This window comes from Clostridioides sp. LIBA-6622, from assembly GCF_056716095.1.
Map to the genome: position 1 here is coordinate 128352 of NZ_CP196998.1, position 14406 is coordinate 142757.

A 14406-nucleotide genomic window follows, 5' to 3' on the forward strand; every position below is an offset into this window, starting at 1 on the left:
TTGTGAGAAAGTATATAAAACATATAATTTTCAGTTTTGTTATGGTGTGTCTAGTAATAGTGTCAATATTTGAAGTGAAAAATATATCTGAAGATGTTATTAAGTATATGCCAGTAACAAATAAAACAATAATTTTAGATGCTGGTCATGGGGGGATTGATCCAGGTGCGTTAAATAAGGATAAGAGCACATCTGAAAAGGATATTAATCTAGCTATAACACTTAAGCTTAGAGAGCTTATAGAATCAAGCGGAGGCCTTGTAATATTGACTAGAGAAGATGATAGTAGTCTTTACAAAGAGGGAAATAACAAAACAACAAGACAAAAGTATAATGAGAATTTGAAAAATAGGAAAGAAATGATATCCAATTCTAATGCTAATATGTTTGTTTCCATACATCTCAATGCATTTGAACAATCAAAATACTATGGAGCTCAAACTTTTTATCCTAAAGACAAGCAAGATAGTAAAGAATTATCAAAGTGTATTCAAGAAGAACTTAAAAGAGTAGTAGATAAGACCAATAATAGAGAGGTTAAACCTAGAGACGATATATATCTTTTAAAAGAAAACAACATTCCATCAGTATTAATAGAGTGTGGTTTTTTATCAAATGAAAAAGAATGTAAACTTTTGACTGATGAAACATACCAAGAGAAGATAGCATGGGCAATATACATAGGAATACAAAAATATCTAAGTTAAAGTTAGCATATAATATAGGTCTGAATATGTAAATAGCTTGTATTAAAGCAGTTAAAATGCATTAATATAGGCTATTTTTGTTTTGACAAAAAAATATTTAAAATAAAAGTTAAAAAAGCGTTGACTTGGAATCATATAGATGGTATTATATATGAGTGCCCAAAAGGAGCACAAAAATACGACAAAAGAACTTTGAAAATTAAACAGTAGGTTAATTTATAAACAAGAAACAAACCATAAAGCCAGATATTTTGATAACAATAGTATCTGAGCCTGATAAACTTTTATTTGAGAGTTTGATCCTGGCTCAGGATGAACGCTGGCGGCGTGCCTAACACATGCAAGTTGAGCGATTTACTTCGGTAAAGAGCGGCGGACGGGTGAGTAACGCGTGGGTAACCTACCCTGTACACACGGATAACATACCGAAAGGTATGCTAATACGGGATAACATATTTGAGAGGCATCTCTTAAATATCAAAGGTGAGCCAGTACAGGATGGACCCGCGTCTGATTAGCTAGTTGGTAAGGTAACGGCTTACCAAGGCGACGATCAGTAGCCGACCTGAGAGGGTGATCGGCCACATTGGAACTGAGACACGGTCCAAACTCCTACGGGAGGCAGCAGTGGGGAATATTGCACAATGGGCGAAAGCCTGATGCAGCAACGCCGCGTGAGTGATGAAGGCCTTCGGGTCGTAAAACTCTGTCCTCAAGGAAGATAATGACGGTACTTGAGGAGGAAGCCCCGGCTAACTACGTGCCAGCAGCCGCGGTAATACGTAGGGGGCTAGCGTTATCCGGATTTACTGGGCGTAAAGGGTGCGTAGGCGGTCTTTCAAGTCAGGAGTGAAAGGCTACGGCTCAACCGTAGTAAGCTCTTGAAACTGGGAGACTTGAGTGCAGGAGAGGAGAGTGGAATTCCTAGTGTAGCGGTGAAATGCGTAGATATTAGGAGGAACACCAGTTGCGAAGGCGGCTCTCTGGACTGTAACTGACGCTGAGGCACGAAAGCGTGGGGAGCAAACAGGATTAGATACCCTGGTAGTCCACGCTGTAAACGATGAGTACTAGGTGTCGGGGGTTACCCCCCTCGGTGCCGCAGCTAACGCATTAAGTACTCCGCCTGGGAAGTACGCTCGCAAGAGTGAAACTCAAAGGAATTGACGGGGACCCGCACAAGTAGCGGAGCATGTGGTTTAATTCGAAGCAACGCGAAGAACCTTACCTAAGCTTGACATCCCAATGACATCTCCTTAATCGGAGAGTTCCCTTCGGGGACATTGGTGACAGGTGGTGCATGGTTGTCGTCAGCTCGTGTCGTGAGATGTTGGGTTAAGTCCCGCAACGAGCGCAACCCTTGTCTTTAGTTGCCATCATTAAGTTGGGCACTCTAGAGAGACTGCCAGGGATAACCTGGAGGAAGGTGGGGATGACGTCAAATCATCATGCCCCTTATGCTTAGGGCTACACACGTGCTACAATGGGTAGTACAGAGGGTTGCCAAGCCGTAAGGTGGAGCTAATCCCTTAAAGCTACTCTCAGTTCGGATTGTAGGCTGAAACTCGCCTACATGAAGCTGGAGTTACTAGTAATCGCAGATCAGAATGCTGCGGTGAATGCGTTCCCGGGTCTTGTACACACCGCCCGTCACACCACGGGAGTTGGAGACGCCCGAAGCCGATTATCTAACCTTTTGGAAGAAGTCGTCGAAGGTGGAATCAATAACTGGGGTGAAGTCGTAACAAGGTAGCCGTATCGGAAGGTGCGGCTGGATCACCTCCTTTCTAAGGAGAATTGCCTACTGTTTAATTTTGAAAGTTCTTTATGAACTTCATATTTGGGGGTGTAGCTCAGTTGGGAGAGCACTTGCCTTGCAAGCAAGGGGTCAGGAGTTCGACTCTCCTCATCTCCACCATTTAAGAGCATATTACTTAAATCTTTGATTTATCTAGTAGACTCTTACATTGCACTTTAAGCTTATTTTTATTCAAGCTTTGTGCGTTAGCACCTTAAGCAACAGAATAAACTGAACGAATGTGAAGTTTGTTTGTTGGCGATGTGCGTTAGCACCTTAAAAACTGCATATATATTTAGTGATATGACATCTAATTTGTAATATATAAAGCTGATAACTTTTTAAAATTATCAAGTTGATAGACTTTAATCTATCAAACCTTTTTAACTGGTCAAGTTATTAAGGGTGCAGGGCGGATGCCTTGGCACTAGGAGCCGATGAAGGACGCGATAAGCTGCGATAAGCTTCGGGGAGTTGCACGTAAACTTTGATCCGAAGATTTCCGAATGAGGAAACTCACTTAGAGTAATGTCTAAGTATCATTAAGTGAATTCATAGCTTAATGAGGGGAACTCAGGGAACTGAAACATCTAAGTACCTGAAGGAAGAGAAAGAAATTCGATTCCGTAAGTAGCGGCGAGCGAACGCGGAAGAGCCCAAACCAATAAAGTTTTCTTTATTGGGGTTGCGGACATATCATAACGAAGAGGTATCGTAATTGAAGAGGTTTGGAAAGACCCACCACAGAAGGTAATAGTCCTGTATGTTAAACGAGAAGACTTTAGATATGATCCAGAGTACCACGGGACACGTGAAACCCTGTGGGAAGCAGGAGGGACCACCCTCCAAGGCTAAATACTACCTAGTGACCGATAGCGTATAGTACCGTGAGGGAAAGGTGAAAAGAACCCCGGGAGGGGAGTGAAATAGAACCTGAAACCCTGCACTTACAAGCTGTGGAAGCACATTTCTTGTGTGACCGCGTACTTTTTGTAGAACGGGCCAACGAGTTACGTTAAGTAGCAAGGTTAAGCACTTAAGGTGTGGAGCCGTAGCGAAAGCGAGTTTTAACTGAGCGTTCAGTTACTTGACGTAGACCCGAAACCGGGCGACCTACCCATGAGCAGGATGAAGCGAAAGTAAAATTTCGTGGAGGTCCGAACCCACGAGCGTTGAAAAGCTCGGGGATGACTTGTGGGTAGCGGTGAAATTCCAATCGAGCCCGGAGATAGCTGGTTCTCCCCGAAATAGCTTTAGGGCTAGCCTCAAGGTGAGAGATACGGAGGTAGAGCACTGAATGTCCTAGGGGGTATTGCACCTACCGAAGACTATCAAACTCCGAATGCCGTCATCTTATACTTGGGAGTCAGACTGTGGGTGATAAGATTCATAGTCGAAAGGGCAACAGCCCAGATCGTCAGCTAAGGTCCCTAAATGTAAGTTAAGTGGTAAAGGATGTGGGATTGCACAGACAACCAGGATGTTGGCTTAGAAGCAGCCACTCATTCAAAGAGTGCGTAATAGCTCACTGGTCGAGTGATCCTGCGCCGAAGATTTCCGGGGCTAAAACTTACTACCGAAGCTACGGCATCATTATGATGGGTAGGGGAGCTTCCCATACGGGTTGAAGCATGACCGTAAGGACATGTGGACAGTATGGGAGTGAGAATGTTGGCATGAGTAGCGAGATGTGGGTGAGAATCCCACAGGCCGTAAACCCAAGGTTTCCAGGGGAAGGTTCGTCCGCCCTGGGTTAGTCGGGACCTAAGCTGAGGCCGAAAGGCGTAGGTGATGGACAACAGGTTGATATTCCTGTACTACCGATAACCGTTTGAGAGATGGGATGACACAGTAGGATAAGCTAAGCACACTGTTGGTTATGTGTGCCCAAGCATTGAGGCAGTCAGAGTAGGTAAATCCGCTTTGATAATGCTGGGATGTGATGGGGAGCGAAATTTAGTAGCGAAGTAGCTGATTTCACACTGTCAAGAAAAGTCTCTATCGAGGTTAAAGGTACCCGTACCGCAAACCGACACAGGTGGGTGAGGAGAGTATCCTAAGGCCCGCGAGAGAACTGTTGTTAAGGAACTCGGCAAAATGACCCCGTAACTTAGGGATAAGGGGTGCCACCATCCGGTGGCCGCAGAGAATAGGCCCAAGCGACTGTTTACCAAAAACATAGGTTTCTGCTAAGTCGCAAGACGATGTATAGGAGCTGACGCCTGCCCGGTGCTGGAAGGTTAAGGGGATCTGTTAGAGCAATCGAAGCAGTGAACTTAAGCCCCAGTAAACGGCGGCCGTAACTATAACGGTCCTAAGGTAGCGAAATTCCTTGTCGGGTAAGTTCCGACCCGCACGAAAGGCGTAACGATTTGGGCACTGTCTCAACAACAGACTCGGTGAAATTGTAATTCCGGTGAAGATGCCGGATACCTGCGACAGGACGGAAAGACCCCATGGAGCTTTACTGTAGCTTGACATTGGGTCTTGGTACTACATGTACAGGATAGGTGGGAGGCTTTGAAACCAGGACGCCAGTTTTGGCGGAGCCATCCTTGGGATACCACCCTTGTAGTACTGGGACTCTAACCATAGGCCATGAATCTGGTCTTGGGACACTGTCAGGTGGGCAGTTTGACTGGGGCGGTCGCCTCCCAAAAGGTAACGGAGGCGCTCAAAGGTTCTCTCAGTACGGTCGGAAATCGTACGTAGAGTGTAAAGGCAAAAGAGAGCTTGATTGCAAGACATACAGGTCGAGCAAGGATGAAAATCGGACTTAGTGATCCGGTGGTTCTGCGTGGAAGGGCCATCGCTCAACGGATAAAAGCTACCCTGGGGATAACAGGCTTATCTCCCCCAAGAGTCCACATCGACGGGGAGGTTTGGCACCTCGATGTCGGCTCATCACATCCTGGGGCTGTAGTAGGTCCCAAGGGTTGGGCTGTTCGCCCATTAAAGTGGTACGCGAGCTGGGTTCAGAACGTCGTGAGACAGTTCGGTCCCTATCCGTCGCAGGCGTAGGAAATTTGAGAAGACCTGTCCTTAGTACGAGAGGACCGGGATGGACGTACCTCTGGTGTACCAGTTGTTCTGCCAAGGGCATGGCTGGGTAGCTATGTACGGAATGGATAAGCGCTGAAAGCATCTAAGCGCGAAGCCGACTTCAAGATAAGATTTCCCACCGCAAGGGTAAGACCCCAGAAAGACTATCTGGTTGATAGGTCGAAGGTGTAAGTGCAGCAATGTATTTAGCTTATCGATACTAATAGGTCGAGGACTTGACCAAATTATTTGATGTTCATTCAGTAAGATATATGTGCAGTTTTTAGAGTACTAACTCTAAAAAAAATAAAAAAAGTATTGACAAAAATAACAAAAAATGTTAATATTATACTTGTCCTAGCAACAAGAAAGAAAAAAATGTGGTTATAATAGCAGAGAAGATACACCTGTTCCCATTCCGAACACAGAAGTTAAGTTCTCTAGCGCTGATGGTACTTGGTGGGAAACTGCCTGGGAGAGTAGGACATAGCCACGTTGGATATTCCAAGGTAGCTCAACGGTGGAGCAACCGGCTGTTAACCGGTAGGCTGTGGGTTCGAGCCCCACCCTTGGAGCCAATATGGCTCGTTGGTCAAGAGGTTAAGACACCGCCCTTTCACGGCGGTAACAGGGGTTCAATTCCCCTACGAGTCACCATTTGTGGGATCATAGCTCAGCTGGGAGAGCACCTGCCTTACAAGCAGGGGGTCACAGGTTCGAGCCCTGTTGGTCCCACCATTTGCGGCCTGGTAGTTCAGTTGGTTAGAATGCCAGCCTGTCACGCTGGAGGTCGAGGGTTCGAACCCCTTCCAGGTCGCCAAAACAAAAAATGCTGGTGTGGCTCAACGGTAGAGCAGCTGACTTGTAATCAGCAGGTTGTAGGTTCGATTCCTATCACCAGCTCCATGTAAAACTAATACGGAGGATTTCCCGAGCGGCCAAAGGGGGCAGACTGTAAATCTGTTGTCATCGACTTCGGTGGTTCGAATCCACCATCCTCCACCAATTAAATATGCGGGTGTAGCTCAATGGTAGAGTTCTGGCCTTCCAAGCCAGCTGTGAGGGTTCGATCCCCTTCACCCGCTCCAAAAAAAGCGTGGGTGCATAGCTCAGCTGGATAGAGCAACGCCCTTCTAAGGCGTGTGTCCGGGGTTCGAATCCCTGTGCGCTCACCACATATATATTGGGGATTAGCCAAGTCGGTAAGGCACATGACTTTGACTCATGTATGCGTAGGTTCGAGTCCTGCATCCCCAGCCAAATAAAATATGGTCTATTAGCTCAGTCGGTAGAGCACCTGACTTTTAATCAGGGTGTCCCGCGTTCGAGTCGCGGATAGATCACCAATGGAGAGGTGTCCGAGTGGTTTAAGGAGCTGGTCTTGAAAACCAGTGACTTCGAAAGGGGCCGTGGGTTCGAATCCCACCCTCTCCGCCAAGTAAAATAAATAGGACTTAATTTGGAGAAGTACTCAAGTGGCTCAAGAGGATCCCCTGCTAAGGGATTAGGCTGGGTAACCGGTGCGAGGGTTCGAATCCCTCCTTCTCCGCCATTTAAAAACGAGGTGTAGCGCAGTTTGGTAGCGCACATGGTTTGGGACCATGGGGCCGGGGGTTCGAGTCCCTTCACCTCGACCAACTTGGACCTTTAGCTCAGTTGGTTAGAGCGCCCGGCTCATAACCGGTAGGTCTGGGGTTCGAGTCCCTGAAGGTCCACTATTCTTCATAGGGGTGTAGCTCAGTTGGTAGAGCGTCGGTCTCCAAAACCGTGCGCCGGGGGTTCGAGTCCCTCCACCCCTGCCAAATAAAAAGGACTTGAAAAAAAATGAATTTTAGAGTAGTATAAGATAGTAAATAAAATTTCGAGGTGTAGCGCAGTTTGGTAGCGCACATGGTTTGGGACCATGGGGCCGGGGGTTCGAGTCCCTTCACCTCGACCAAGAAAAGGGCCTATAGCTCAGGTGGTTAGAGCGCACGCCTGATAAGCGTGAGGTCGCTGGTTCGAGTCCAGCTAGGCCCACCATTTGCCCAGATAGCTCAGTCGGTAGAGCAGGGGACTGAAAATCCCCGTGTCGGTGGTTCGATTCCGCCTCTGGGCACCAGAAATAGGGCGGTATAGCTTAGTTGGCTAGAGCGTTCGGTTCATACCCGAAAGGTCATAGGTTCGACTCCTATTACCGCTACCATCTAACTATATCATTAAAGAACTTTGAAAATTAAACAGTAGGTTAATTTATAAAACAAGAAACAAACCATAAAGCCAGATATTTTGATAACAATAGTATCTGAGCCTGATAAACTTTTGTTTGAGAGTTTGATCCTGGCTCAGGATGAACGCTGGCGGCGTGCCTAACACATGCAAGTTGAGCGATTTACTTCGGTAAAGAGCGGCGGACGGGTGAGTAACGCGTGGGTAACCTACCCTGTACACACGGATAACATACCGAAAGGTATGCTAATACGGGATAACATATTTGAGAGGCATCTCTTAAATATCAAAGGTGAGCCAGTACAGGATGGACCCGCGTCTGATTAGCTAGTTGGTAAGGTAACGGCTTACCAAGGCGACGATCAGTAGCCGACCTGAGAGGGTGATCGGCCACATTGGAACTGAGACACGGTCCAAACTCCTACGGGAGGCAGCAGTGGGGAATATTGCACAATGGGCGAAAGCCTGATGCAGCAACGCCGCGTGAGTGATGAAGGCCTTCGGGTCGTAAAACTCTGTCCTCAAGGAAGATAATGACGGTACTTGAGGAGGAAGCCCCGGCTAACTACGTGCCAGCAGCCGCGGTAATACGTAGGGGGCTAGCGTTATCCGGATTTACTGGGCGTAAAGGGTGCGTAGGCGGTCTTTCAAGTCAGGAGTGAAAGGCTACGGCTCAACCGTAGTAAGCTCTTGAAACTGGGAGACTTGAGTGCAGGAGAGGAGAGTGGAATTCCTAGTGTAGCGGTGAAATGCGTAGATATTAGGAGGAACACCAGTTGCGAAGGCGGCTCTCTGGACTGTAACTGACGCTGAGGCACGAAAGCGTGGGGAGCAAACAGGATTAGATACCCTGGTAGTCCACGCTGTAAACGATGAGTACTAGGTGTCGGGGGTTACCCCCCTCGGTGCCGCAGCTAACGCATTAAGTACTCCGCCTGGGAAGTACGCTCGCAAGAGTGAAACTCAAAGGAATTGACGGGGACCCGCACAAGTAGCGGAGCATGTGGTTTAATTCGAAGCAACGCGAAGAACCTTACCTAAGCTTGACATCCCAATGACATCTCCTTAATCGGAGAGTTCCCTTCGGGGACATTGGTGACAGGTGGTGCATGGTTGTCGTCAGCTCGTGTCGTGAGATGTTGGGTTAAGTCCCGCAACGAGCGCAACCCTTGTCTTTAGTTGCCATCATTAAGTTGGGCACTCTAGAGAGACTGCCAGGGATAACCTGGAGGAAGGTGGGGATGACGTCAAATCATCATGCCCCTTATGCTTAGGGCTACACACGTGCTACAATGGGTAGTACAGAGGGTTGCCAAGCCGTAAGGTGGAGCTAATCCCTTAAAGCTACTCTCAGTTCGGATTGTAGGCTGAAACTCGCCTACATGAAGCTGGAGTTACTAGTAATCGCAGATCAGAATGCTGCGGTGAATGCGTTCCCGGGTCTTGTACACACCGCCCGTCACACCACGGGAGTTGGAGACGCCCGAAGCCGATTATCTAACCTTTTGGAAGAAGTCGTCGAAGGTGGAATCAATAACTGGGGTGAAGTCGTAACAAGGTAGCCGTATCGGAAGGTGCGGCTGGATCACCTCCTTTCTAAGGAGAATTGCCTACTGTTTAATTTTGAAAGTTCTTTATGAACTTCATATTTGGGGGTGTAGCTCAGTTGGGAGAGCACTTGCCTTGCAAGCAAGGGGTCAGGAGTTCGACTCTCCTCATCTCCACCATTTAAGAGCATATTACTTAAATCTTTGATTTATCTAGTAGACTCTTACATTGCACTTTAAGCTTATTTTTATTCAAGCTTTGTGCGTTAGCACCTTAAGCAACAGAATAAACTGAACGAATGTGAAGTTTGTTTGTTGGCGATGTGCGTTAGCACCTTAAAAACTGCATATATATTTAGTGATATGACATCTAATTTGTAATATATAAAGCTGATAACTTTTTAAAATTATCAAGTTGATAGACTTTAATCTATCAAACCTTTTTAACTGGTCAAGTTATTAAGGGTGCAGGGCGGATGCCTTGGCACTAGGAGCCGATGAAGGACGCGATAAGCTGCGATAAGCTTCGGGGAGTTGCACGTAAACTTTGATCCGAAGATTTCCGAATGAGGAAACTCACTTAGAGTAATGTCTAAGTATCATTAAGTGAATTCATAGCTTAATGAGGGGAACTCAGGGAACTGAAACATCTAAGTACCTGAAGGAAGAGAAAGAAATTCGATTCCGTAAGTAGCGGCGAGCGAACGCGGAAGAGCCCAAACCAATAAAGTTTTCTTTATTGGGGTTGCGGACATATCATAACGAAGAGGTATCGTAATTGAAGAGGTTTGGAAAGACCCACCACAGAAGGTAATAGTCCTGTATGTTAAACGAGAAGACTTTAGATATGATCCAGAGTACCACGGGACACGTGAAACCCTGTGGGAAGCAGGAGGGACCACCCTCCAAGGCTAAATACTACCTAGTGACCGATAGCGTATAGTACCGTGAGGGAAAGGTGAAAAGAACCCCGGGAGGGGAGTGAAATAGAACCTGAAACCCTGCACTTACAAGCTGTGGAAGCACATTTCTTGTGTGACCGCGTACTTTTTGTAGAACGGGCCAACGAGTTACGTTAAGTAGCAAGGTTAAGCACTTAAGGTGTGGAGCCGTAGCGAAAGCGAGTTTTAACTGAGCGTTCAGTTACTTGACGTAGACCCGAAACCGGGCGACCTACCCATGAGCAGGATGAAGCGAAAGTAAAATTTCGTGGAGGTCCGAACCCACGAGCGTTGAAAAGCTCGGGGATGACTTGTGGGTAGCGGTGAAATTCCAATCGAGCCCGGAGATAGCTGGTTCTCCCCGAAATAGCTTTAGGGCTAGCCTCAAGGTGAGAGATACGGAGGTAGAGCACTGAATGTCCTAGGGGGTATTGCACCTACCGAAGACTATCAAACTCCGAATGCCGTCATCTTATACTTGGGAGTCAGACTGTGGGTGATAAGATTCATAGTCGAAAGGGTAACAGCCCAGATCGTCAGCTAAGGTCCCTAAATGTAAGTTAAGTGGTAAAGGATGTGGGATTGCACAGACAACCAGGATGTTGGCTTAGAAGCAGCCACTCATTCAAAGAGTGCGTAATAGCTCACTGGTCGAGTGATCCTGCGCCGAAGATTTCCGGGGCTAAAACTTACTACCGAAGCTACGGCATCATTATGATGGGTAGGGGAGCTTCCCATACGGGTTGAAGCATGACCGTAAGGACATGTGGACAGTATGGGAGTGAGAATGTTGGCATGAGTAGCGAGATGTGGGTGAGAATCCCACAGGCCGTAAACCCAAGGTTTCCAGGGGAAGGTTCGTCCGCCCTGGGTTAGTCGGGACCTAAGCTGAGGCCGAAAGGCGTAGGTGATGGACAACAGGTTGATATTCCTGTACTACCGATAACCGTTTGAGAGATGGGATGACACAGTAGGATAAGCTAAGCACACTGTTGGTTATGTGTGCCCAAGCATTGAGGCAGTCAGAGTAGGTAAATCCGCTTTGATAATGCTGGGATGTGATGGGGAGCGAAATTTAGTAGCGAAGTAGCTGATTTCACACTGTCAAGAAAAGTCTCTATCGAGGTTAAAGGTACCCGTACCGCAAACCGACACAGGTGGGTGAGGAGAGTATCCTAAGGCCCGCGAGAGAACTGTTGTTAAGGAACTCGGCAAAATGACCCCGTAACTTAGGGATAAGGGGTGCCACCATCTGGTGGCCGCAGAGAATAGGCCCAAGCGACTGTTTACCAAAAACATAGGTTTCTGCTAAGTCGCAAGACGATGTATAGGAGCTGACGCCTGCCCGGTGCTGGAAGGTTAAGGGGATCTGTTAGAGTAATCGAAGCAGTGAACTTAAGCCCCAGTAAACGGCGGCCGTAACTATAACGGTCCTAAGGTAGCGAAATTCCTTGTCGGGTAAGTTCCGACCCGCACGAAAGGCGTAACGATTTGGGCACTGTCTCAACAACAGACTCGGTGAAATTGTAATTCCGGTGAAGATGCCGGATACCTGCGACAGGACGGAAAGACCCCATGGAGCTTTACTGTAGCTTGACATTGGGTCTTGGTACTACATGTACAGGATAGGTGGGAGGCTTTGAAACCAGGACGCCAGTTTTGGCGGAGCCATCCTTGGGATACCACCCTTGTAGTACTGGGACTCTAACCATAGGCCATGAATCTGGTCTTGGGACACTGTCAGGTGGGCAGTTTGACTGGGGCGGTCGCCTCCCAAAAGGTAACGGAGGCGCTCAAAGGTTCTCTCAGTACGGTCGGAAATCGTACGTAGAGTGTAAAGGCAAAAGAGAGCTTGATTGCAAGACATACAGGTCGAGCAAGGATGAAAATCGGACTTAGTGATCCGGTGGTTCTGCGTGGAAGGGCCATCGCTCAACGGATAAAAGCTACCCTGGGGATAACAGGCTTATCTCCCCCAAGAGTCCACATCGACGGGGAGGTTTGGCACCTCGATGTCGGCTCATCACATCCTGGGGCTGTAGTAGGTCCCAAGGGTTGGGCTGTTCGCCCATTAAAGTGGTACGCGAGCTGGGTTCAGAACGTCGTGAGACAGTTCGGTCCCTATCCGTCGCAGGCGTAGGAAATTTGAGAAGACCTGTCCTTAGTACGAGAGGACCGGGATGGACGTACCTCTGGTGTACCAGTTGTTCTGCCAAGGGCATGGCTGGGTAGCTATGTACGGAATGGATAAGCGCTGAAAGCATCTAAGCGCGAAGCCGACTTCAAGATAAGATTTCCCACCGCAAGGGTAAGACCCCAGAAAGACTATCTGGTTGATAGGTCGAAGGTGTAAGTGCAGCAATGTATTTAGCTTATCGATACTAATAGGTCGAGGACTTGACCAAATTATTTGATGTCCATTCAGTAAAATATATGTGCAGTTTTTAGAGTGTTAACTCTAAAGAAACTAGTATTACTAGATTCTAAAAACTTAATAGAGATATTAAGCATAAAGATTATGTGGTTACAATAGCAGAGAGGATACACCTGTTCCCATTCCGAACACAGAAGTTAAGCTCTCTAGCGCTGATGGTACTTGGTGGGAAACTGCCTGGGAGAGTAGGACGTAGCCACGTAATCTTTTTTATTATATTTTATTATAAATTACTACTTTAATTTATTGTTTTAATTGTGAAAAATAAAAGACTTACTGGTATAAAAATCAGTAGGTCTTTTATCATTTTATCTACTTATTTAGCATGTTAACTATAATTAAATACTTTATATACAAGAATTATTTAATTTAAATTGTTATTGTGCCATTATTTTATATACAAACTCTTTTAATTTATCTAATCCAGATAAGAAAGTATTTTCACTGCAAGCGTAAGATATACGAATATATTTATCCATACCAAATGCTATTCCAGGAACAACTGCAACATTATATTCTTCTAAAAATTTATTACAAAATTCTATAGAAAAGCTCTCTTTATACTCAAATCTCTCAGATACTTTAGAAAGGTCTATAAATGCATAAAATGCACCATTTGGATTTACATATCCTACATTTTCGATAGAGTCTAATTTTGATGTAATTAAGTCTCTTCTAGATTTATATGTCTTAACCATATTATCTATATCAGTTGAGCAATCTTTTAAGGCTCCATATGCTATGTATTGTGCTGTTAAACTTGGATGAGATATAAGATGTCCCTGTATAGAGCTCATTGCTTTAGCAATGGTTTTATTAGATGCTGTATATCCCAATCTTAATCCAGTCATTGCAGCAGATTTAGAAAAACCATTTACAGTTATTGTTATATTTTTAGCCTCTTCACTTAATGATGCAATTGATGTAAATTCCACATCATAGCATATTTTTTCATATATTTCATCTGCTAAGATATATATTTTATTTTGTATACATATATCTACTATTTCTATTAACTCATCTTTTGTATAAACGCTACCAGTAGGATTTGAAGGGTTATTTATTACAAGAATTTTTGTTTTATTTGTTATAGATTTTTTAAGCTCATCTTTTGTTAGTTTGAATCCATTGTCTTTTTTAGTATCTATGAAAACGGGAACGGCATTAACTAATTTAACCATTTCAGGATAACTAACCCAATAAGGTTTTGGTAATAATACCTCATCTCCTTCATCAGTTAAAGCTAACAAAGTGTTCGTTATAGAGTTTTTCGCTCCACTTGATATAACTATCTCATCTATTGAATATTTACAGTTATTTTCATTAAAAAGTTTTTTACAAATTTCCTCTCTAAGTATCTTTAATCCTGGAACTAAATCATATTTAGTACAATCTTTATTTAAAGAGTCAATACCATAAGCTTTTGCATTATTAGGTACATTGAAATCAGGTTCTCCTATACTAAGATTTATTACTTTAATTCCGTTACTTTCCATTTCTTTAACTTTTGAACTAATACCTATTGTGTAGGATGGAGTTATAAAGTTTAGTCTTTTTGATAACATAAAATGCCTCCTTTTAAATTATTATTTATATTATACGACAATTTTAAAGAATTTACATAAGGAAATTTGTAGATATATATATTAATGTATATGAAATTATACGTTTTTTGCCTAAAATTAGTGTAAAAAAAAGAGAAAAAAGTTTTGGCACTCAAAGTTGTTAG

General features: G+C 45.1%; 2 protein-coding genes, 21 tRNA genes and 6 rRNA genes. 28 read left to right on the top strand and 1 reads right to left on the bottom strand.

Features of this window, described 5'->3' with window-relative positions:
* Positions 1-2: 2 nt before the first annotated feature.
* The 28 genes from cwlD to rrf (ACTG47_RS00995) all read left to right on the top strand — a co-directional run bounded on the left by cwlD (position 3) and on the right by rrf (ACTG47_RS00995) (position 12879).
* On the top strand, positions 3-707 hold the full coding sequence (cwlD, locus tag ACTG47_RS00860) for an N-acetylmuramoyl-L-alanine amidase CwlD (protein ID WP_074179374.1): 705 nt from the start codon (positions 3-5) through the stop codon (positions 705-707).
* A 284-nt stretch (positions 708-991) separates the two neighbouring features.
* Positions 992-2494, top strand: a 16S ribosomal RNA gene (locus ACTG47_RS00865).
* 55 nt (positions 2495-2549) lie between these two features.
* Positions 2550-2625 (top strand) — tRNA-Ala (locus tag ACTG47_RS00870).
* A gap of 269 nt (positions 2626-2894) precedes the next feature.
* A 23S ribosomal RNA gene (locus ACTG47_RS00875) occupies positions 2895-5791 on the top strand.
* A 135-nt stretch (positions 5792-5926) separates the two neighbouring features.
* Positions 5927-6043, top strand: a 5S ribosomal RNA gene (rrf, locus tag ACTG47_RS00880).
* 7 nt (positions 6044-6050) lie between these two features.
* A tRNA-Asn gene (locus ACTG47_RS00885) sits at positions 6051-6125 on the top strand.
* A gap of 4 nt (positions 6126-6129) precedes the next feature.
* A tRNA-Glu gene (locus ACTG47_RS00890) sits at positions 6130-6204 on the top strand.
* Positions 6205-6209: 5 nt separating this feature from the next.
* A tRNA-Val gene (locus ACTG47_RS00895) sits at positions 6210-6285 on the top strand.
* Positions 6286-6290: 5 nt separating this feature from the next.
* Positions 6291-6367, top strand: a tRNA-Asp gene (locus ACTG47_RS00900).
* Between the two features lie 11 nt (positions 6368-6378).
* A tRNA-Thr gene (locus tag ACTG47_RS00905) sits at positions 6379-6453 on the top strand.
* A gap of 14 nt (positions 6454-6467) precedes the next feature.
* Positions 6468-6552: transfer RNA gene (locus tag ACTG47_RS00910), tRNA-Tyr, on the top strand.
* A gap of 9 nt (positions 6553-6561) precedes the next feature.
* A tRNA-Gly gene (locus ACTG47_RS00915) sits at positions 6562-6635 on the top strand.
* 10 nt (positions 6636-6645) lie between these two features.
* Positions 6646-6722: transfer RNA gene (locus ACTG47_RS00920), tRNA-Arg, on the top strand.
* A gap of 9 nt (positions 6723-6731) precedes the next feature.
* Positions 6732-6807 (top strand) — tRNA-Gln (locus tag ACTG47_RS00925).
* A gap of 10 nt (positions 6808-6817) precedes the next feature.
* Positions 6818-6893 (top strand) — tRNA-Lys (locus ACTG47_RS00930).
* Positions 6894-6895: 2 nt separating this feature from the next.
* A tRNA-Ser gene (locus ACTG47_RS00935) sits at positions 6896-6984 on the top strand.
* A gap of 24 nt (positions 6985-7008) precedes the next feature.
* A tRNA-Ser gene (locus ACTG47_RS00940) sits at positions 7009-7099 on the top strand.
* An 8-nt stretch (positions 7100-7107) separates the two neighbouring features.
* Positions 7108-7184, top strand: a tRNA-Pro gene (locus ACTG47_RS00945).
* A 4-nt stretch (positions 7185-7188) separates the two neighbouring features.
* A tRNA-Ile gene (locus tag ACTG47_RS00950) sits at positions 7189-7262 on the top strand.
* Between the two features lie 11 nt (positions 7263-7273).
* Positions 7274-7349 (top strand) — tRNA-Trp (locus ACTG47_RS00955).
* 60 nt (positions 7350-7409) lie between these two features.
* A tRNA-Pro gene (locus ACTG47_RS00960) sits at positions 7410-7486 on the top strand.
* Between the two features lie 6 nt (positions 7487-7492).
* Positions 7493-7569, top strand: a tRNA-Ile gene (locus ACTG47_RS00965).
* Between the two features lie 3 nt (positions 7570-7572).
* Positions 7573-7648 (top strand) — tRNA-Phe (locus ACTG47_RS00970).
* Positions 7649-7655: 7 nt separating this feature from the next.
* Positions 7656-7732: transfer RNA gene (locus ACTG47_RS00975), tRNA-Met, on the top strand.
* A gap of 116 nt (positions 7733-7848) precedes the next feature.
* Positions 7849-9351 (top strand): 16S ribosomal RNA (locus tag ACTG47_RS00980).
* Positions 9352-9406: 55 nt separating this feature from the next.
* Positions 9407-9482: transfer RNA gene (locus ACTG47_RS00985), tRNA-Ala, on the top strand.
* 269 nt (positions 9483-9751) lie between these two features.
* Positions 9752-12648: ribosomal RNA gene (locus ACTG47_RS00990) — 23S ribosomal RNA — on the top strand.
* A gap of 114 nt (positions 12649-12762) precedes the next feature.
* A 5S ribosomal RNA gene (rrf, locus tag ACTG47_RS00995) occupies positions 12763-12879 on the top strand.
* The 16S, 23S and 5S rRNA genes sit together here with 21 tRNA genes alongside, the layout of an rRNA operon.
* A gap of 175 nt (positions 12880-13054) precedes the next feature.
* Here the strand turns inward: rrf (ACTG47_RS00995) and ACTG47_RS01000 are convergent.
* A complete protein-coding gene (locus tag ACTG47_RS01000; protein ID WP_479925791.1) occupies positions 13055-14242 on the bottom strand; it encodes a pyridoxal phosphate-dependent aminotransferase in 1188 nt (395 codons plus the stop codon).
* Between the last annotated feature and the right edge of the window lie 164 nt (positions 14243-14406).